The sequence below is a fragment of the Mesorhizobium sp. M1396 genome (genome assembly GCF_040317725.1).
GTDB lineage: Bacteria > Pseudomonadota > Alphaproteobacteria > Rhizobiales > Rhizobiaceae > Mesorhizobium.
The window spans coordinates 13,069-31,621 of the sequence record NZ_JAMYLA010000048.1 but is presented as its reverse complement, the minus strand read 5'-3'; the positions used below and the strand labels follow the sequence as shown (position 1 = coordinate 31,621).

The 18,553-nt window shown below is 64.0% G+C and carries 17 protein-coding genes; 5 read left to right on the top strand and 12 right to left on the bottom strand.

Annotated elements, in window-relative coordinates; translation table 11 throughout:
* Nucleotides 1–127: 127 nt before the first annotated feature.
* Nucleotides 128–1,117, bottom strand: coding sequence for a methyltransferase (locus NKH02_RS26090; protein WP_352868027.1), 990 nt, complete (start codon nucleotides 1,115–1,117; stop codon nucleotides 128–130).
* Nucleotides 1,118–1,367: 250 nt separating this feature from the next.
* Between NKH02_RS26090 and purM the strand changes: the two genes are divergently transcribed.
* Genes purM through NKH02_RS26075 form a run of 3 tightly spaced genes read left to right on the top strand, consistent with a single transcriptional unit; the run spans nucleotide 1,368 to nucleotide 3,712 of the window.
* The gene (gene purM / locus NKH02_RS26085) at nucleotides 1,368–2,477 is read left to right on the top strand and encodes a phosphoribosylformylglycinamidine cyclo-ligase (RefSeq protein ID WP_352882594.1); all 1,110 of its coding nucleotides are present in this window, start codon (nucleotides 1,368–1,370) and stop codon (nucleotides 2,475–2,477) included.
* Complete coding sequence (gene purN / locus NKH02_RS26080) at nucleotides 2,474–3,187, top strand: phosphoribosylglycinamide formyltransferase (RefSeq protein ID WP_352882593.1); 714 nt, start codon at nucleotides 2,474–2,476, stop codon at nucleotides 3,185–3,187. The genes purM and purN overlap by 4 nt, the downstream gene beginning before the upstream one ends.
* A gap of 15 nt (nucleotides 3,188–3,202) precedes the next feature.
* Nucleotides 3,203–3,712 (top strand): SixA phosphatase family protein, encoded by a 510-nt coding sequence (locus tag NKH02_RS26075; protein WP_352882591.1) that lies wholly within the window; start codon nucleotides 3,203–3,205, stop codon nucleotides 3,710–3,712.
* Between the two features lie 213 nt (nucleotides 3,713–3,925).
* On the opposite strand, the gene NKH02_RS26070 is transcribed toward NKH02_RS26075, so the two are convergent.
* On the bottom strand, nucleotides 3,926–4,168 hold the full coding sequence (locus NKH02_RS26070) for a DUF680 domain-containing protein (RefSeq protein ID WP_352882590.1): 243 nt from the start codon (nucleotides 4,166–4,168) through the stop codon (nucleotides 3,926–3,928).
* Nucleotides 4,169–4,637: 469 nt separating this feature from the next.
* On the opposite strand from NKH02_RS26070, the gene NKH02_RS26065 reads away from it, so the two are divergent.
* Nucleotides 4,638–5,315: a response regulator gene (locus tag NKH02_RS26065; protein ID WP_352868038.1), complete on the top strand. Its 678-nt coding sequence runs from the start codon at nucleotides 4,638–4,640 to the stop codon at nucleotides 5,313–5,315.
* Nucleotides 5,312–6,664, top strand: coding sequence for a sensor histidine kinase (locus NKH02_RS26060; protein WP_352882589.1), 1,353 nt, complete (start codon nucleotides 5,312–5,314; stop codon nucleotides 6,662–6,664). The genes NKH02_RS26065 and NKH02_RS26060 overlap by 4 nt, the downstream gene beginning before the upstream one ends.
* 20 nt (nucleotides 6,665–6,684) lie before the next feature.
* Here NKH02_RS26060 and NKH02_RS26055 read toward each other — a convergent pair whose 3' ends face one another.
* The 10 genes from NKH02_RS26055 to NKH02_RS26010 form a co-directional block, all read right to left on the bottom strand.
* Complete coding sequence (locus NKH02_RS26055) at nucleotides 6,685–7,563, bottom strand: ABC transporter permease (protein WP_352882587.1); 879 nt, start codon at nucleotides 7,561–7,563, stop codon at nucleotides 6,685–6,687.
* Between the two features lie 100 nt (nucleotides 7,564–7,663).
* Nucleotides 7,664–8,518, bottom strand: coding sequence for an ABC transporter ATP-binding protein (locus NKH02_RS26050; protein WP_352882584.1), 855 nt, complete (start codon nucleotides 8,516–8,518; stop codon nucleotides 7,664–7,666).
* A gap of 161 nt (nucleotides 8,519–8,679) precedes the next feature.
* Nucleotides 8,680–9,693, bottom strand: a complete 1,014-nt coding sequence (locus NKH02_RS26045) for an ABC transporter substrate-binding protein (protein ID WP_352882583.1) — start codon at nucleotides 9,691–9,693, stop codon at nucleotides 8,680–8,682.
* A 175-nt stretch (nucleotides 9,694–9,868) separates the two neighbouring features.
* A complete protein-coding gene (gene dapB / locus NKH02_RS26040; protein WP_352882581.1) occupies nucleotides 9,869–10,648 on the bottom strand; it encodes a 4-hydroxy-tetrahydrodipicolinate reductase in 780 nt (259 codons plus the stop codon).
* Between the two features lie 16 nt (nucleotides 10,649–10,664).
* The gene (locus NKH02_RS26035; protein WP_352882579.1) at nucleotides 10,665–12,758 is read right to left on the bottom strand and encodes an ATP-dependent helicase; all 2,094 of its coding nucleotides are present in this window, start codon (nucleotides 12,756–12,758) and stop codon (nucleotides 10,665–10,667) included.
* Nucleotides 12,759–12,842: 84 nt separating this feature from the next.
* The gene (locus NKH02_RS26030) at nucleotides 12,843–13,016 is read right to left on the bottom strand and encodes a hypothetical protein (RefSeq protein ID WP_352882577.1); all 174 of its coding nucleotides are present in this window, start codon (nucleotides 13,014–13,016) and stop codon (nucleotides 12,843–12,845) included.
* A 395-nt stretch (nucleotides 13,017–13,411) separates the two neighbouring features.
* Nucleotides 13,412–13,561 (bottom strand): arginase family protein, encoded by a 150-nt coding sequence (locus NKH02_RS26025; RefSeq protein WP_352882575.1) that lies wholly within the window; start codon nucleotides 13,559–13,561, stop codon nucleotides 13,412–13,414.
* Between the two features lie 72 nt (nucleotides 13,562–13,633).
* Complete coding sequence (locus NKH02_RS26020; protein WP_352882574.1) at nucleotides 13,634–15,742, bottom strand: molybdopterin-containing oxidoreductase family protein; 2,109 nt, start codon at nucleotides 15,740–15,742, stop codon at nucleotides 13,634–13,636.
* Between the two features lie 195 nt (nucleotides 15,743–15,937).
* The gene (locus NKH02_RS26015; protein ID WP_352882572.1) at nucleotides 15,938–17,815 is read right to left on the bottom strand and encodes an ABC-F family ATP-binding cassette domain-containing protein; all 1,878 of its coding nucleotides are present in this window, start codon (nucleotides 17,813–17,815) and stop codon (nucleotides 15,938–15,940) included.
* Nucleotides 17,816–17,950: 135 nt separating this feature from the next.
* A complete protein-coding gene (locus tag NKH02_RS26010; RefSeq protein WP_352882620.1) occupies nucleotides 17,951–18,406 on the bottom strand; it encodes a Ros/MucR family transcriptional regulator in 456 nt (151 codons plus the stop codon).
* Nucleotides 18,407–18,553 lie beyond the last annotated feature (147 nt).

Here is an 18,553-nt window from a genome sequence, read left to right as displayed (position 1 = left end):
AAGGTCTGTTTGAACCCCTATGCCCTGCCGGCCATCTCGACATGCGATATCCCTACCTTCACGGAAAAGGTGCGGTCGCTGGACAGCGAAGACCCGCGACCTGGGCTCGCGGCGACAACTTCTTTGGTCAGACCGCGGATGCCTCAAGGATGGAAATGGGTCCTTGGGTCTGAATCACTCGTTCAAGGCGTAGCCCGGCGACGTCGAACAAGCTTGCATATTGGACCCGCGTTCTTTCTAGGCCGCCAGTGACGGCGAGCATGACCACGTCGATACCCTTGATCTGGTTCGGTTCGTCACCTGGCGGCACGAGCGTCTCGGCCACGAGCACCTTGCCGTTCGGCAGCATTGCCTTGCGGCAATTCCGCAGGATCTCCACGGCACGCCCATCATCCCAATCGTGAACGACCTTCTTGATGACGTAGACGTCCCCGGTGGGAACACTCTCAAAGAAATTACCGGCGACAAATTCGGTACGCGGCAGGTCGCCTCCGGCACCCTGACGTGCTGCCGCGACGCCCGAAGGCAGATCGAAAAGCACGCCGTCCAGATGAGGGTTGCGAGCCAGGATCGCCGAGAGAAGCTGGCCATGTCCGCCGCCAACGTCGACGATCCGCGTGAACGGCTTGAAATCATAGGCTTCGGCAACGGCCTCGTTACTGCCCTGGCTCAGGGCGACCATGGCACGCTGAAACAAGGCAGCCTGCTCCGGATGTTCCGACAGCCAGTCAAACCTTGGGCTCCCGAACACCTTGTCGAAGGCCGGCTTTCCGGTGCGGACAGAATGCAGGAGCTGCTCGAAGGCAAGATAGGCCTCGCTGTTGATCATACGGATGAAGTCACGGGGACCCGGCCGATCGGAGCGCAGCACCGCACCAACCTCCGTCAACTCGAAATGACGGGGCAGCACTTCCCTAAACACCCCTTCAGGCGCGAGAAGTCGCATCACACGATAAAGCGAGTCAGCATCCGATTGAGTGGCAGCCGCCAGTTCATCTACCGACCGCTCGCTGGCAGCCAGGAGATCGGGGATGCCGAGTTCGATAATGACGCGCAGCGCCTGTGACACGGCGAATCCGAAGCCTAGTCTCATGATCTGTTGCGAAGGATTGAGCATGCCTTGTCCCCCAATGCCTGATGCATGGCAACAGAGCACCAACAACAACTACATACAAGGATGCAAAGGGGTGAGGCGAAAATGGAGACGCGAGATTTTGCCTCCGATGAGAAAACGAGGGCGGAGGGGATTTTGCACAAGGGGCGCCATCGCCTCGTTTTTATCGGGGTAAAAGCCAACCATTCTGTCGTCATCCTTGCGAGGCGCAGCCGTTCATGCGAAGAGCCCGCAAACGAGCAGGAAAATTGCGATGAGCAAGCGCGACACAAGCCAGCCCGAAATGGGCCAGCCCAAAACGAGCAAGCGCAGGAACGGGCTCACCTATGCCGAGGCCGGCGTCGATATCGACGCGGGCAATGTCATGGTCGAGAAGATCAAGCCGCTGGTGCGCGCGACGCGCCGGCCGGGCGCCGATGGCGAGATCGGCGGCTTCGGCGGCCTGTTCGACCTCAAGGCCGCCGGCTTCACGGATCCGGTGCTGGTGGCGGCCAATGACGGCGTCGGCACCAAGCTCAAGATCGCCATCGATGCCGGCAAGCACGACACGATCGGCATCGATCTCGTCGCCATGTGCGTCAACGACATCGTCGTGCAGGGAGCCGAACCGCTGTTCTTCCTCGACTATTTCGCCACCGGCAAGCTCGATCCCGACCAGGGTGCCGCGATCGTCGGCGGCATCGCCGAGGGCTGCCGCCAGGCCGGCTGCGCGCTGATCGGCGGCGAGACGGCCGAGATGCCCGGCATGTATCATGGCAACGACTACGACCTTGCCGGCTTTGCGGTGGGCGCGGCGGAACGCGGCCAGCTCTTGCCCACCGACGACATCGTCGAAGGCGACGTTCTGCTGGGCCTCGCTTCCTCGGGCCTGCATTCGAACGGATATTCGCTGGTGCGCCGCATCGTCGCCGTCAGCGGCCTGGCGTGGGGCGATCCGGCGCCGTTCAACGACGAGGCCACCCTGGCAGAGGCGCTGCTCGAGCCGACCCGCATCTACGTCAAGTCGATCCTCAAGGCCATCCGCAACACGCATGGCATCAAGGCGCTCGCCCACATCACCGGCGGCGGCTTCCCGGAAAACATTCCGCGCGTGCTGCCCAAGGATTTTTCGGCCGAGCTCGACCTCGAGGTGATCGACGTCCCTCCAGTGTTCTCGTGGCTGGCCAAGACCGGTGGCGTCGCGCCGGAAGAGATGATGCGCACCTTCAATTGCGGCATCGGCATGATTTTGGCGGTCGCGTCCGGCCAGGCGGCGCAGGTCGCCGCCGTGCTGCAGGAGGCCGGCGAGACGGTGACGCCGATCGGCCGCATCGTGCCTCGCCGAGATGCCGGCGTGATCTATCGGGGCTCGATCAGCCTATGAGCGTACAGAGGAAACGTACCGTTGTCCTGATCTCGGGGCGCGGCTCCAACATGACCGCGCTGATCGCGGCGGCCAGCGATCCGGCCTTCCCGGCCGAGATCGTCGGCGTCATTTCCGACAACGCCGACGCCGCCGGCCTCGGCATAGCCAGGGCGCGCGGCATCGCCACGCAGGTCATCTCGCGCGCCGACCATGGCAGCAAGCAGGCGCATGATGCCGCCATCGACGCGGCGCTCGCGGCATTCAACGCCGAGATCGTGGCGCTGGCCGGCTACATGCGCATTCTCACCCCCGGCTTCGTCCAGAAATGGCAGGGCCGCATGATCAACATCCACCCTGCCCTGCTGCCGGCTTTCAAGGGGCTCGATACTCATGCGCGCGCACTCGCCGCCGGGGTGCGCATCCATGGCTGCACCGTGCATTTCGTCACCTCCGAGATGGATGACGGCCCGATCATCGCCCAGGCGGCCGTGCCGGTGATGGTCGGCGACAATGCGGATACACTGGCTGCCCGCGTGCTGAAGACCGAGCACCGGCTCTATCCGCTGGCGCTGGGGCTGGTCGCCGAAGGCAAGGCGCGCATGGAGGCCGGCCGCACCATACTTGCCCACTTTGCCGACGATGCCGACAACAGCACCTCGGTGGTGATGGCCCCCGACCCGCTGCGCGAGGAAGCCGACCTCGAGCATCTGGCGCGCATCACGCCGTGAGTCGAGAGCGTGGCGATGAAACAGCTTCTCCTGCTTCGCCACGCCAAATCGAGTTGGGACGATCCGGCACTCGATGATTTCGACCGACCGCTCACCGACCGCGGATTGAAGGCGGCACACTTGATGGGGCGCGAGCTTGCGGCGCGCGACTGGCTGCCGGAACTGGCGCTGGTGTCGCCGGCACTGCGCGCCCGCGACACCTGGCGGCTGGTGGCGGCGGAACTGCCTGCCCATGCCCAGGTCGTATTCGCCAAGGCGCTGTACGATGCTTCAGCGGCGGATATTCTGAACCAGCTTCGTCAAGCCGACCCGTCGGGCGGCAGCTTGCTGGTGATCGGCCACAATCCGGGCCTGGAAGATCTGGCCAACCAGCTTGCCGGGCCAGGGTCGGAGGCCAAGGCGCGCAAGAAGCTCGAGGAAAAGTTCCCGACGGCAGCCCTCGCGCGCTTCGTCTTCGAGGGCGACTGGTCCGGCCTGTCCTGCGCCCGGCTGACACATTGTCTGCGGCCGAAGGACCTGGGCTAGGATCCAGGCGCGGCAGACCAAGCCTGCCATGCAGCGGACCCCGGCCAATCCGATTTTATTTTTGGGCGAGAACTGAACTGTTTGTTGCCGACGGCGAGGATTGGCGGCTTGAGCCAGCGCCCCCGGCTGGCGCTACTCCGCGCAAAAAACAAGAGCGGCGGGCCAAGCCCACCGCTCTTTGTAGTCAGACTTGGTAGTCACGACTAGCCTAGATTAGCGGCCCCAGATGCCTTGGCCAGACTCAGCCGGCACCTTGGCGTTGGCGTCGCCCTGTGCCTTCGAGGGCTTCAGGATGGAGCCGGTGTGCGAGGTGTCGATGTTGAAAGTCGACTGGCTCGAAGGCGACTGGTTGGGAACCGGCTGGTTGGCATTGTAAGAGCCGTAATTGTCGCTGCCGGCGAAAGCAGTGCCCGTGGCAACGAGCATGGCGGCGGCGGTAAGAGCGATCTTGGTCATTTTGCTTACTCCAGTATTTCTTTGTTCTGTCCGTCTGGTGGCGTGCCCTTGGGAGGAATTTCGCGTCGCTCGGACCACCCCGAGATGGGTTTGCCCCGCCACGGATTCCAATCACGAAGATGTTCCACGGATCGTGCGATTTCGGCCCTTGAAATTCGACAAACAGCCTCCGCGGTCATAATTTTATTCATCAAAATCAGATTGTTGGCAGAAACCCCCACCGCCGGGCGCGACCGTTCACCGAGCCGGCGTTCACCACATGCTGCACGGTCCGTCAACAGAAGACGAACCGATCGGTTCGATTTGTGCGAAGGCGCCGCCGCCTGAACCTCGGGATCTCCAGCATTTGCCTTGCGGATGGATCGATATTATCGCTGGTGCACGATCATCAATCGGGCGCGACCTGGCTGTGCCAGTCGAAGAAACGGATGGAAATCCGGGTGAACCGCACCCCAGGACAGCGATAGAGATGCGGCTGCTGCTCGTCGAAGACAATCGCGACCTGGCCGACTGGCTGGGCAAGACCCTGCGTCAGGCGAACTATGTGGTGGACGTCGTCCATGATGGCGAGGATGTCGAGCATGCCCTGGCCGCCGGCGACCACGCGCTTGTCATCCTCGACCTGGCATTGCCGCGCATGGGCGGGCTAGAGGTGCTGCGCATGTTGCGGGCGCGCGGCAACCGTGTGCCGGTGATCGTGCTGACCGCCAATGCCAGCCTCGACGGCCGCGTCAAGGGCCTCAATGAAGGCGCCGACGATTATCTGGCAAAGCCATTCCAGATCGAGGAGCTGGAGGCTCGCATCCGCGTGCAGCTGCGCCGCGCCAATGACCGCACCGCGCCCGTCGTCGCCTGCGGCGATCTCGTCTTCGACACCAATACCCGGCTGTTTTCGCTCGCTGGCGAGACGTTGGCGCTGACGCCGCGCGAACACGCAGTGCTGGAGCAATTGATGGTCAAGGCCGGGCGCACGGTGAGCAAGGCGGCGTTGTCGGCCGCGATCTATGATTTCGAGACCGACGCCGACCCCAGCGCCATCGAGATCTATGTGCACCGTGTACGCAAGAAGCTCGAAGGATCTCGTGTCCAGATCGCCACCTTGCGTGGCCTCGGCTATCTCTTGCGTCATGACGATTTGGCGCCATGAGGACCAGCAGCCTCCGTTTGCAGTTGCTGGCCTGGGTGGTGCTGCCGCTCGCCGGGCTCGCCACCATCAACCTGTGGACCAGCCACCGCAGCGCGCAGGCGACCGCCGATCTGGTCACGGACCGGATGCTGTTGGGTTCGGCGCGCGCCATCGCCGAGCAGGTTGCCATTGTCGACGGCGTGCTCGACGCCACGGTGCCGCCGGCGGCGATCGAGATGTTCGACACCGGCGATCGCGACAGCGTCTATTATCGTGTCGAGACGGCTGGCGGGCGTTTGCTGACCGGCTACCCCGACCTGCCCGAGGGTCCGAGGCGGCCCAGCATGGAAGCAGTCTATCGCGACCACGCGCTGCGGCTGCTGACATTCAGTCATGCGGTGGTCGGCGCCGGCGCTGACTCGCCAATATCCGTCACCGTTGGTGTCACGCTGGCCGGGCATGATGCGATGGTGAAGCGGCTGTGGCTCAGCGCCTTTGCCCAGCAACTGGCGCTGGTGGCCATTGCCGGCATCTTCGTGCTGCTTGGCCTGCGTCGCGGCCTGGCGCCGCTGATCCGGCTGCGCGACGCGGTGCGCTCGCCAGGCCGCAGCGAGCTCGATCCGGTCGAAGTGCCGGGCGCGCAAAGCGAAATTCAGCCGCTGATCGATGCGTTGAACGCCTACATGGAGCGGGTGCGCGCGCAGATGGCGGCGCAACGCCGCTTCATCGCGAACGCGGCGCACCAGTTGCGCACACCGCTGGCGCTGCTGTCGACACAGGCGAGCTACGCGCTTCGCGAAAGTGCTGCGGAGGCGCGACAGGAAGCCCTGGTGGCGCTGCAGGCAAGCTCCGGCAAGCTGGCGCGGCTGGCCGAACAGTTGCTTACCCTATCGCGAGCCGAACCCGGTAGCCGGCGGCCTCGCGCCGACCGCATCGACCTGACCGACGCCGCCCGGCACGTGCTGGAAACCCAGGCGCCGGCGGCGATCGCTCGCAGGATCGATCTCGGCCTCGAGGAGGCTGGCCCCGTGCCGGTCATCGGCGACGGCACCATGCTGCGCGAGATGATCGTCAATCTTGTCGACAATGCGCTTCGCTACTCGGCGGCCGGCGGCAGCGTCACGGTGAAGCTGGCGGTCATCGACGGCAAAGCCGTGCTGACGGTCGCCGATGATGGGCCCGGCATTCCGGCGGACGAGCGAGACCATGTGTTCGAACGCTTCTACCGCATTGCCGGTTCGACCGAGGAAGGCAGCGGGCTTGGCCTCGCCATCGTACGCGAGGTCGTCGAAAATGCCGGCGGACGCGTCACCCTTGGAGATGGCGCGACCGGTGGCCTGGTGGTTGAGGTAAGGTTGCCTTTGGCCTGATCGCGGCATGCCGAAGTGGATCAGGTCCCCTGCTCGTTGAACGGCGCCGGCCGCCATTTGACGACATAGTTCTCGAAGCGGGTGATGATGAACTCCACCACCAGCGCCATCACCGCCAGGATGATCATGGCGGCAAAGACACCATTGGCGTTGAAGGCGCCCTGCGCCGTCGAGATCAGCAGGCCCATGCCTTGCTTGGCGCCGAGGAATTCGCCGACCACCGCGCCGACCAGGGCAAAGCCGAAGCTGACATGCAGGCTGGCCAGGATCCAGCTCATCGCCGACGGGATGATGACGGTGCGGGTGATCTGGAATGGCGAAGCGCCGAGGATCTGGGCGTTGGCGATCATCGCCCGGTCGGCCTCGCGCACGCCCTGGAAGGCGTTGGCGAAAACGACGAAGAACACCATTACCACGGCGAGCGCCACCTTGGAGGCCATGCCGAGGCCGAGCGCGATGATGAACACCGAGCCCAGCACGACGCGCGGCACCGAGTTGGCGATCTTGATGTAGATCGAAAAGACGTCCGCCAGCAGTCGGTTGCGGCCGAGGATGATGCCCGCGGCGATGCCTCCGACGGCGCCGATGACGAAGCCGAGGAAGGTTTCCTCGAGTGTCACATAGATCTGCACCCAAAGCGGCCCTTGCGACGTGCCCTCGGTGACCCACACGCAGATCTGGTCCCAGATACCGGACGGGCTGGCGAAGAAGAACGGATCGATGATGTCGTGGTCGGCACCGAGTTCCCATAGGCCGAGGAAGACGACCAGGATAGCCAGGCGCAGGCCGATGACCAGCGCATGCCGGCGGCGCAGCCGTGCTTTCGCCCGGCCTTCGGCAACGGCGATGGAGGCATCGCGGACGGCGGCCTGGGAAGTGGTGGGAGATATGGCGGTCATGGCAGCGTCTCCTCTCAGAGCAATTCCAGGAAAAGTGCCAAGCGGTTTTCCGTCCGGAATTGCGAAAAACAAAACCATTGGAGCGGGTCGGCGACCCGCTTCAATGGCCGGTTTGCAAGGTGCGGCTCTGGCCGAGCTGCACTTCCTCGCGCAGGTCGTTCCAGATCACCTTGGCGATCTCGACGAATTTCGGGTCGTAGCGAATGTCGGCCATGACGCGCGGACGCGGCAGGTCGATGTGGTAGACGCTCTTGACCGTGCCTGGCCCGGCCGTCAGCACATAGACCTTGTCGGCCAGTGCCACTGCCTCCTCCAGGTCGTGAGTGACGAACACGACGGAAGACTTCTGCTGCGACCACAGACCCAGCAGCTCGTCCTGCATGGCGGTGCGCGTCTGCATGTCGAGCGCGCTGAACGGCTCGTCCATCAGCAGGATCTTGGGCTGGTTGATGAAGGTCTGGGCGAGCGCGACGCGCTTGCGCATGCCGCCGGACAGCTGGTGCGGATAGTGCTTTTCGAAGCGGCCGAGGCCGACACGGGCGATCCAGTCACGCGCCCGCTCATAGGCCTGCGCCTTTGGCATGCCGCGATAGAGCGGGCCGGCGGCGACATTGTCGATGACGCTGCGCCAGGGAAACAGCGCGTCGGCCTGGAAGACGAAGCCGATGTCGCGGCTGATATCGGTGACGGGGCTGCCCATGACACGGACATCGCCGGTCGTCGGGCGCAGCAGCCCGGTGACGAGATTGAGCGTCGTCGACTTGCCGCAGCCGGTCGGCCCGACGACGCAAGCGAATTCGCCGCGCGCCACTGTCATGGTGAAATCGCGGATCGCCGTCATCATATGGCCATCCGGCGTGACGAAGCGCAATGTCACGTCGTCGATGCCGATCGCGGCGTCAGCTGGCGGCGCGGCCTGAGACAGCCTCTTGGCCGCCATGGGTTGCAGTTGCATGGCACACTCCTGTCGCAATGGGGCAAGGGAGCCCACGGCGCGGCCGCGGGTCTCCTGGTGGTCCGGCAAGGGCCGTGCCGCTGCCGGTTACATTCAAGCAAGCGGCGCAAGCCGTTGTTCTTCAACGAGCAGAGATGGAAGCCTCTGCCCGTCGGGCGACGCTACTTGGCGGCGTCGACGAACGCCGTCGTGTAGGTCTTCGACAGGTCGATCTGCTTGCCCTGCAGGCTCTTGGAGAATGTCGAGAGGACCTTGAGCACGGTTGGCGGGCCGTCGGCCGGCATGCGGCCGTCCGGCGTGAACATCGCCTTGCCGCCGGCCAGCCCCTGCACGTAGAGATCCCTGTTGCCGGCGTAGTAGTCCTTCGGCATCTTGTCGGCGATCTCCCCGGCCGAATGCGTGGCGATGAACTTCATCGTCATGACGAAGGCATTGGCGAGCTTCTGTGCCTCATCCTTGTGGTCTTCGAGCCAGGCGGACTGGACGTAGAAGGACGCCGCCGGATAGGGGCCGCCCAGCGCTTCCTTGGTCTTTTCAGGCGTGCGCATGTCGACCAGGACACTGGCCTCACCGGTCTTCAGCAATTGGGAAATCGTCGGCTCGGTGGTCATGCCGGCCTGGATCTGATCCTGCTTGACGGCGGCAATGAAGGTGTTGCCGGCGCCGACCGGCAGCAGCGTATAGTCGCCAGGCTTCAGGCCGTTGCGCACGGCCAGATACTGACTGAGGAAATCGGTCGACGAGCCGAGGCCGGTGACGCCGAGCGTGGCGCCCTTGAAGTCGGCCGGCGATTTGATTTCGGGATGCTTGGCGGAGACCAGCTCGACCTCGCCCGGCGCTTGGCTGAACTGGACGATCGACTGGATGTATTTGCCCTTCGACTGCAGGTCGACGGTGTGGTCGTAAAAACCAACGACGCCCTGCACGGCGCCGGCCAGCAGTTCATTCTCGGCCTCGACGCCGGCGCGCGAGTTGACCAGTTCGACATCGAGCCCCTGGTCCTTGAAGTAGCCGAGTTGCTGGGTGAGCACGGCCGGCAGATAGATTTGCTTCTCCATACCGCCGACGATGATGGTGATCTTGTCGGCCGCCGATGCCGCCGTGGCACTCGTTGCGGCGATGGCCAACGCCAGCGTCGCTGAACGCAAGGCGTACTTCGAGATGATACCTGTCACGAAACTTCCTCCACCTGGGCGGCGCGCCGACAGGCTGCGCCGCATTTCCTCCTCACCGGCCACCAAGGGCCGGTCACGCGGTGAACACCGCGGCCCCGTCATGGCATGCCCAAGCTTTCAGCTGGCTTTCAGCGGTTCGATGAGCGGAATAGATGAAATCGGGCGGGATTGCTCATCACGAGGCGTTGAACCCAAGCACGTCGCGCATGTCATATTCGCCGGGCGGTCGGCCCCTCACCCAGAGTGCGGCGGCGATGGCGCCGCGCGCGAACATGACACGGTCCTGCGCCGAATGCGACAGGGTCACGGTCTCGCCGTCGGCGCAGAAGCCGACGCTGTGTTCGCCAATGATGCTGCCGCCGCGCATCACCGCGAAGCCGATCTCGCCGGCTGGACGCGGGCCGGTAACGCCGTCGCGAGCGCGCCTTGCGACCGTCCCCAGGTCGATGCCGCGCCCGCCGGCGGCGGCTTGCCCGAGCATCAGCGCCGTCCCCGACGGCGCATCGATCTTGTGGCGATGATGCGCCTCGACAATCTCGACATCCCAGTCGTCGGGCTCAAGCGCTTTCGCCGCCCGCTCGACCAGCCCGACCAGCATGTTGAGCCCAAGCGAAAAGCTGCCGGAGCGCACGATGGCGATGGTTTTCGCGGCATCGGCGATAGCAGCCAATTCAGCGGCGTCGAAGCCGGTCGAACCAATCACAAGTGCGGGCCCTCCACGCGCGGCGCAGGCTTCGGCGAGCGCGGCGGACGCAGCCGGCGCGGTGAAATCGATCACGACATCGGCCATGGCAAGCGCCTCGTCGCGGCTCACCAGACCTTCGCCGACAATCCCCGACCGGTGGAAACGAGCGGCTAGCGCCAGCCGCGCATCGGCCTGCACGGCGTCAGCCATTTGGCGACCCATGCGGCCCAGCGCGCCCGCGAGGGCTATCCTGGTCGGTGGTTGGGGCATGGCGCTATCCCAGAAACTATTTCCACATGCCGCGCATGCGCGCGCCGATGTCGACGCGCACCTCCGGCCGGGCCGCCCTGCCCTGCGCCGCTTGCGCGGTCGGCCACGATACCTGTTGGAATGCCGCAAGGATCGAAGCCGGGATGAAGCGGGTGCGCGAAGCATAGAGATGGCGGTCGCCGCGCGCCGCCTGGCCGTGCGGAAAGAAACGTTGCGGCATGACCAGGTTGAGATTGTCCTTGGCCCGCGTCATCGCCACGTAAAGCAGCCGGCGCTCCTCGTCGATATCTTCCTTGGTGCCGACGCCGAGATCAGCCGGAATGCAGCCATCGACCGTGTTGAGCACGAAGACATTCTTCCATTCCTGGCCCTTGGCCGAATGGATGGTCGACAGGATCAGATAGTCCTCGTCGCGATGCGGCGGCCCGGCCTGGTCGCTGGTCGCGTCCGGCGGGTCGAGCGTCAGTTCGGTGAGAAACCGTTCGCGCGAGGCATAGCCCGATCCGATCTGCTCAAGCTGCAACAGATCGGCACGCCTGGTCGTCGCATCCTCGTGGATACGTTCCAGATGCGGCTCGTACCACAGCCTGATCTGTTCGAGATCAGCAGGCCATTTGGCGCCGGCCCGTAGGCCGGAATAGAGCGAGACGAAGCCCGGCCAGTCATCGGCCGCGCGTTGCGGCGGGCGCCAGCCGGCCAGGCCCATCGCAACGTCGAGCGCCGTCGTCATCGTCTCGACGATCTGCGCGGCGGCCGAAGGGCCGATGCCCGGCATCAGTTGCAGCACGCGGAAGCCGGCGACGCGGTCGCGCGGGTTTTCGGCAAAGCGCAGCACCGCCAGCACATCCTTGACATGGGCGGCATCGAGGAACTTCAGGCCGCCGAACTTGACGAAGGGGATGTTGCGGCGGGTCAGTTCGATCTCCAGCGGTCCGCTGTGGTGCGAGGCGCGAAACAGCACCGCCTGGGATTTCAGTGCCGTGCCGGCCTCGCGCTCGGCCAGGATGGTGTCGCAGACGAAATTGGCCTGCTCGACCTCGTCGCGAACGGTCACCAGTTTTGGTCTGTCGGTCGATTTGCGCTCCGACCACAGGTTTTTGGTGAAGCGCTCCGAGGCCTCGCCGATCACTGCATTGGCGGCGGCGAGAATGGTTTCGGTCGAGCGATAGTTGCGCTCCAGCATCACCACGTCGGCGGCCCGCGCGAACTGTTTTGGGAAGTCGAGGATGTTGCGCACCTCGGCGGCACGGAACGAATAGATCGACTGGGCATCGTCGCCCACCACGGTCAGCCCAGCGCCGTCGGGTTTCAGCGCCAGCAGGATCGAGGACTGCAAGCGGTTGGTGTCCTGATACTCATCGACCAGCACATGGTCGAAACGTCCGCCCAGATGGGCCGCTATTTCAGGTTCGGCCGTCATCTGCGCCCAGTAGAGCAGCAAATCGTCGTAATCGAGCACGTTTTGCGACTGCTTGGCCTCGACATAACCGGCGAACAGCAGTTTCAGCTGCTCGGCCCAGCCGGCGCACCAGGGAAAGGCAGACCCCAATACCTCGTTAAGCGGCGCCTGCGCATTGACGGCACGCGAATAGATGGCAAGGCAGGTGCCCTTGGTGGGAAAGCGCGCTTCCGTTTTCGAGAAGCCGAGCTCGTGCCGCACCAGGTTCATCAAGTCGGCGGAATCCTCGCGGTCATGGATGGTGAAGGCCGGGTCGAGGCCAATCTCCAGCGCATAGTCGCGCAGCAGCCGTGCGCCGATGCCGTGAAAGGTGCCGGCCCAGGTCAGCGCGTCGGCGATCACCGCGGCGTCGCGGCCGAGCACTTCGCCGGCGATGCGCTCGACACGCCTGGCCATTTCGGACGCGGCGCGGCGCGAAAAGGTCATCAGCAGGATGCGGCGCGGGTCCGCCCCCTTGACGATCAGGTGGGCGACGCGGTGAGCCAGCGTGTTGGTCTTGCCGGAGCCAGCGCCGGCGATGACCAGCAGCGGGCCAGCGATCTGGCCGTCGCCATGCTCGACGGCCTGGCGCTGGGCATCGTTCAGCCGCGCGAGATAGGCAGGCTGGACGGTTGGTTCCCGAAAGGTCGAATCAGCGGCGGCGAGGTTCATCGCCCATCAAGCATCGTTTCTGCTTTGTTCGCAACGTCAATGCGAGGCAGACCGAGCCCCACGGACCGAGGAAACGGATCGCCCCTAGCGCCCGGGATCGACACCCATGGCGGCTGACTGCCGGCGTAAGGCCTCGCGATCATGTTGCGGCGGTGGCAGAAGCAGCGGATCGACTGTATCGGGCACGTCCTCGACCATCTTCCTGGCGATACGATAGGCGACATAAGCCAAAGCGCCGACGACAAGCAGACGGAACATGGTTGCAACACTCCATTGAAGCATTGAAGCAGGACCAACCGAGGAAACGGCATTTGGTTCCCTTGCCGATCATCCAGGCGCGCGATCAAAGTTCGAGGGCGGCGATGACTTCGCTTGCGCTTCCCCGATGCATTCTCAAGGCGCCGAGGGCGGAACTAGGCGTTGCGAGTTTGTGTCCTGCCTCATGTCGCCTGTGGAGTCCGGAGCTGAGGTCGCCGTCAGCTCACGCTCCAGTTCGGCAGGCTCTTGGGGAAGAAGGCCGGCGCCGCTTGGGAGGAAGAATGAAGCGCCGGCCAAGCGGATAATTAGGTCCGCCGCACAGCAGAAGGTAGCTGAGTCTTTCCCCGGCGTCATCGGGCGATCGTCTTCGTTAAAAACGTACCCTCGCGGGCCTGTCACCCGTGTGTCTTGACCATCATCCCCGCAATCTCCTTGAGGATTTTTGCCGCCACGCCGGCGGTCAGATTGGCGATGTCGCGAGACGGGTTTAGTTCAACGATATCAGCGCCCACGATCGGCTGGTTGGAACGGATCGCCGACGACATCAGCTACCGACGAAACCGAAGGAAGGCGGCCGAAATCCTGCCGGTATGATTGGCGCGAAAGGAACTGAGTTCTTAGCCTGCCGCGCGCAGCCAGACCTTGTTGTCGTGGAAGGCGGCACCGCCATAGGGTGCCGGCGCATCGGCGCCGGTCAGCACGTTGATGCCTTCGCCACGCTCATGCGCGCTGTTTGGCCAGATGCCTTCGGCGATGACCACGCCGCGCTTGATGCCGTCGAACAGTTTTGCGTGCAGCACGACCTCGCCACGCTGATTGCCGACCTCGACGCGGTCGCCGTCGGCCAGTCCATGTGCCGCGGCATCGTCGGGGTGCAGCAAGAGCTCCGGCCGGCCTTCCCTGGCCTTCGATACCGGTGTCTCCGAGAATGTAGAGTTGAGGAAATTGCGCGCCGGCGACGTCGCCAACCGGAACGGATGCGCCTCGTCGGCGACCTCGATCAGGTCGACATGATCAGGGAATTCCGGCAGCCGCTCCACCGGCCCGAACAGCCCCATGCTTCTCGGCGGCCTGTTGGGCGCCGCCTGCCCGGTCCAGTCGGCGCGGAAGCGGAATTTACCATCCGCATGGCCAAATCCCTTGATGAAATGCGCGGTCTCGAAATCCGGCTGCAGGTCGACCCATTTGTCCTCCTTCAAGCTGTCGAAGCTGCCCAGCCCGCGCTTGCCCAGGATGATGTCGATATGCTGGCGCTCGGTGAGACCAAAACCCGGGCGGTCGGCGACCCCGAGGCGCTCAGCCAGTTCCTCGATGACGAAATGGTTGGTGCGCGGGCCTTCCGGTGGCTCGATCAATTTGGGGCCAAGCGTGATGTGCTGGTTGCCGCCGCCCTTGTAGACGTCGTCATGCTCCAGGAACATCGTCGCCGGCAGCACGACATCGGCGAGCTTGGCCGTGTCGGTCATGAACTGCTCATGCACGCAGGTGAACAGGTCGTCGCGCATAAAACCCTGCTTCACCAGCCGCTGCTCGGGCGCGACATTCACCGGGTTGGTGTTCTGGATCAGCATGGCCGTTACCGGCGGGCCGCCATAAAGCGCATCGCTGGCACCGGTCAGCACCGGGCCGATACGTGAATGGTCGAGATGACGGATCGAGGGATCGCGCATCTTCGTGCCTTCAAGCACATCCTGGTTGAGCTTGAAGATGCCGGAATTGGAGTGGAAGGCGCCACCGCCCTCATATTGCCAGCTGCCAGTGACAGCCGCGATGCACGACGCGGCATGCATGTTGACGGCGCCATTGCGCTGGCGTGCAAAACCATAGCCGAGCCGGAAATAGGTTTTCTTGGTCGTGCCGACAAGCCGGGCGAAGGCCTCGATCTCGGGGGCCGTCAAGCCTGTGATATCAGCCGCCCATTCCGGCGTGCGCGTCCTCAGATGCTCTTCCAACCCTTTCGGGTCGTCGGTGTACTTTTCGAGATAGGCGCGGTCGGCGAGGCTGTCGCGAAACAGCACATGCATGACAGCACACGCCAGCGCGCCATCGGTGCCCGGCTTCAGCACCAGGCCGAGATCGGCCTGCTTCATCGTCGCATTCTCGTAGACGTCGATGACGACGATCTTGGCACCACGCTCCTTGCGCGCCTTGATGGCGTGGGTCATGACGTTGACCTGCGTGACCACCGCATTGGTGCCCCAGATCACCACGCAATCGGATTTCGCCATCTCGCGCGGGTCGGGACCACGCAGCGCGCCTGCCCCCATCATCCAGCCGGTCCATGCCAGGTTGGTGCAGATCGAACCGAAGAAGCCGGAATATTTCTTGGCATGGCGCAGCCGGTCGATGCCGTCGCGCTGCACCAGTCCCATCGTGCCGGCATAGTAATAGGGCCAGACCGTCTCCGAACCGTATTTCTCCTCGGCCACGATGAACTTTTCGGCGACGAGGTCGAGTGCTGCCTCCCAGCTCGCTTCCTTCCAGGCGCCGTCGCCCTTGGCGCCAGCTCGGACCAGCGGTTTCAGAAGCCGGTCGGGATGGTGGACGCGGTCGGCATAGCGAGCGACCTTGGCGCAGACGACGCCAGCCGTATAGCTGTTGGACTTGGCGCCATGGACACGGCCGATGCGGTTGCCGTCGAGCAGTTCGACCTCGAGCGCGCAGGTCGACGGGCAATCATGCGGACAGGCCGAATGGCCGATTCTGAGCTTGGCGTGCTGGTTCATGGGTGCAAAGTAATTGATTGTGACCGGCGCGTGTAGGGCCAGATAGCGCCTTCCCTTCTCCCCCTGTGGGAGCGCCGGGACGGTTGAGGGGTGTTCCAGCGGAGTGAGACGCTTGCGTTCCCTGGAACACCCCTCATCCGACCTCGCTTCGCGAGGCCACCTTCTCCCACAAGGGGAGAAGGAAAGAACACTCCCCTACTCCGCCGTGCCTTCCTCATATTCGGCCGACATGGTCAGCCATTTTTCCTCGTGGCCGGCCAGCGTCTGCGCGAGTTGCGAGCGCTCCTTGGCCAAACGGGTCGCGGTCGAGGGATCCTTTTCATAGACAGCAGGATTCGACAGCTCGTCCTCGATGCCGTCGATGCGCTTGCGGATGCGGTCCATCAGCGCTTCGGTGGCGCGGATCTCCTTGGCCAGCGGCTCGAAGGCGGCGCGGCGCGCTGCCGCGTCGCGGCGGCGATCGGCTTTTGACGCCTTGTCGGCCTCGCGCTTGCCGCGGCGGTCGCCGGACACGCCGGTGACCAGCGTCTTGTAGTCTTCCAGGTCGCCATCATACGGGTTGACCGCGCCGTCTTTGACCAGCCACAGCCGGTCGGCGGTCGCCTCGAGGAGATGGCGATCGTGCGAGATCAGGATGACGGCGCCGGGAAACTCGTTCAGCGCATGGATCAGCGATTCGCGGCTGTCGATGTCGAGATGGTTGGTCGGTTCGTCGAGGATGAACAGGTTGGGGCCCTCGAAGGCCGACAGGCCCATCAACAGCCGTGCTTTCTCACCGCCCGACAGATCCTTGGCGGCGGTGTTCATCTTCTCGGTCGTGAGGCCGAATTGGGCGACGCGGCCGCGCACCTTCGATTCAGGGGCTTCCGGCATCAGCCGGCGGACATGCTCGTAGGCGTTTTCCTCAGGCCGGAGATCATCGAGCTGATGCTGGGCGAAGATCGCCACCTTCAGCCCGGGCGCCACCGTCATGGTACCACTCTCCTGCTTGAGCCGGCCGGACAGCAATTTGGCGAACGTCGACTTGCCGTTGCCATTGGCGCCGAGCAGCGCGATGCGGTCGTCAGCGTCGATGCGCAGCGTCATCTTCTTGAGGATCGGCTGCCCGTCGGTGTAACCGACATTGACGTTGTTCAGCGCCACGATCGGCGAGGCCACCGTCTTCACCGGTTCGGGGAACGAGAATGGCCGCACCGAATCGTTCACGATCGCCGCGATCGGCTTCATCTTCTCCAGCGCCTTGATGCGCGACTGGGCCTGCCTCGCCTTGGAGGCCTTGGCGCGGAAGCGTTCGACGAAGGATTCCATATGTTTGCGGGCGGCTTCCTGCTTGACGCGGCCCTTTTCCTGCAACTCCTTCTGCTCGGTGTACTGGCGCTCGAACTGGTCGTAGCCGCCGCGCCAGAAGGTCAGCTTCTTCTGGTCGAGATGGACGATCGAGTTGACGGCGCGGTTGAGCAGGTCGCGATCATGCGAGATCAAAAGCACCGTGTGCGGGTATTTCGACACATAGTTTTCCAGCCACAGCGTGCCTTCGAGATCGAGATAGTTGGTCGGCTCGTCGAGCAGCAGAAGGTCGGGCTCCGCGAACAGCACCGCGGCGAGTGCTACGCGCATCCGCCAGCCGCCGGAGAAGGACGAGGCGGGGCGGCGCTGTGCCGCGTCATCGAAGCCGAGGCCGGCGAGAATGGTGGCGGCCCGGGATTCGGCGGAGTGGGCGTCGATATCGGCCAGCCGCATATGGATATCGGCGATACGGTGCGGATCGGTCGCCGTCTTTTCCTCTTCGAGCAGCGCCGAGCGTTCGAGATCGGCCTTGAGCACGATCTCGATCAGCGCATCCTCGGTGCCCGGCGCTTCCTGCGCCACCTGGCCGATGCGGGTGCTCTTCGGCAAGCTGATCGAGCCCGTCTCCGAGGGAAAATCGCCGGTGATGGCTTTGAACAGCGTCGTCTTGCCGGTGCCGTTGCGACCGACAAGGCCAGCCTTGGTGCCGGCCGGCAAGGTCAGCGAGGCATGGTCGAGAAGCAGGCGTCCGGCCATCCGGAGCGAAAGGTCGTTGATGATCAGCATGGCCGCGCTTTTGCACTGGACATCAACGCTTCGCAAGACCTTGTGGCCAGTTGGCCGCACAAGGTCTTGAAACGACGCCCGCGAAGGCGCCGTCAAAGCAGTCGATCAGTGGCTCGCCTAGCGGCCAGGCAGCGCTCAGGCAGGGACCTTGCGCTTCGCTTTGGTAACGGCGGCCGGCGCTGCTGCCGGCTTGCGGCCAAGTCCTGTCGACTTTGCCAGCGCCGACCGTGTCGCCGAGTAATTTGGCGCAACCATCGGATAGTCCGGCGGCAGACCCCATTTGGCCCGGTAGTCGTCTGGGCTCAGGCCGTGGTCGGTCCGCAGATGCCGCTTGAGAGACTTGAACTTCTTCCCGTCCTCAAGACAGATGATGTAGTCGGGAAACACCGACTTCTTCGGATTCACCGCCGGAACAAGATTTGGAGTTTCCGTGACAACCGCACCGGCGAGCTTGCGAACCGAAGCACTGACGCTGGCAATCAGCTCGGGCAAGCCAGAAGCCGGAAGTGGATTGTTGCCTACATAGGCCGAGACAATATCGGCCGTCAGCTCGATAACGGTCTTATCATCGATATTTGACAATTCTTTCATCCTATTTGCGACAATATCTTCCACCCCAGCGAAGACTTATGTCGATGTATCTCTTTACCCGCGTCCCCCTACGGACCGCCAACTCTCAACAAGGAATCAAGAACCGGCAAAATAGCTTTCATGCGAAATCGACGTCGCGCAAATTAG

Excerpts from the sequence above, each read along its gene's own strand:
- NKH02_RS26090 (WP_352868027.1), bottom strand. The coding sequence starts at position 1,117 with ATGCTCAATCCTTCGCAACAGATCATGAGACTAGGCTTCGGATTCGCC.
- purM (WP_352882594.1), top strand. The coding sequence starts at position 1,368 with ATGAGCAAGCGCGACACAAGCCAGCCCGAAATGGGCCAGCCCAAAACG.
- purN (WP_352882593.1), top strand. The coding sequence starts at position 2,474 with ATGAGCGTACAGAGGAAACGTACCGTTGTCCTGATCTCGGGGCGCGGC.
- NKH02_RS26075 (WP_352882591.1), top strand. The coding sequence starts at position 3,203 with ATGAAACAGCTTCTCCTGCTTCGCCACGCCAAATCGAGTTGGGACGAT.
- NKH02_RS26070 (WP_352882590.1), bottom strand. The coding sequence starts at position 4,168 with ATGACCAAGATCGCTCTTACCGCCGCCGCCATGCTCGTTGCCACGGGC.
- NKH02_RS26065 (WP_352868038.1), top strand. The coding sequence starts at position 4,638 with ATGCGGCTGCTGCTCGTCGAAGACAATCGCGACCTGGCCGACTGGCTG.
- NKH02_RS26060 (WP_352882589.1), top strand. The coding sequence starts at position 5,312 with ATGAGGACCAGCAGCCTCCGTTTGCAGTTGCTGGCCTGGGTGGTGCTG.
- NKH02_RS26055 (WP_352882587.1), bottom strand. The coding sequence starts at position 7,563 with ATGACCGCCATATCTCCCACCACTTCCCAGGCCGCCGTCCGCGATGCC.
- NKH02_RS26050 (WP_352882584.1), bottom strand. The coding sequence starts at position 8,518 with ATGCAACTGCAACCCATGGCGGCCAAGAGGCTGTCTCAGGCCGCGCCG.
- dapB (WP_352882581.1), bottom strand. The coding sequence starts at position 10,648 with ATGCCCCAACCACCGACCAGGATAGCCCTCGCGGGCGCGCTGGGCCGC.
- NKH02_RS26035 (WP_352882579.1), bottom strand. The coding sequence starts at position 12,758 with ATGAACCTCGCCGCCGCTGATTCGACCTTTCGGGAACCAACCGTCCAG.
- NKH02_RS26030 (WP_352882577.1), bottom strand. The coding sequence starts at position 13,016 with ATGTTCCGTCTGCTTGTCGTCGGCGCTTTGGCTTATGTCGCCTATCGT.
- NKH02_RS26025 (WP_352882575.1), bottom strand. The coding sequence starts at position 13,561 with ATGTCGTCGGCGATCCGTTCCAACCAGCCGATCGTGGGCGCTGATATC.
- NKH02_RS26020 (WP_352882574.1), bottom strand. The coding sequence starts at position 15,742 with ATGAACCAGCACGCCAAGCTCAGAATCGGCCATTCGGCCTGTCCGCAT.
- NKH02_RS26015 (WP_352882572.1), bottom strand. The coding sequence starts at position 17,815 with ATGCTGATCATCAACGACCTTTCGCTCCGGATGGCCGGACGCCTGCTT.
- NKH02_RS26010 (WP_352882620.1), bottom strand. The coding sequence starts at position 18,406 with ATGAAAGAATTGTCAAATATCGATGATAAGACCGTTATCGAGCTGACG.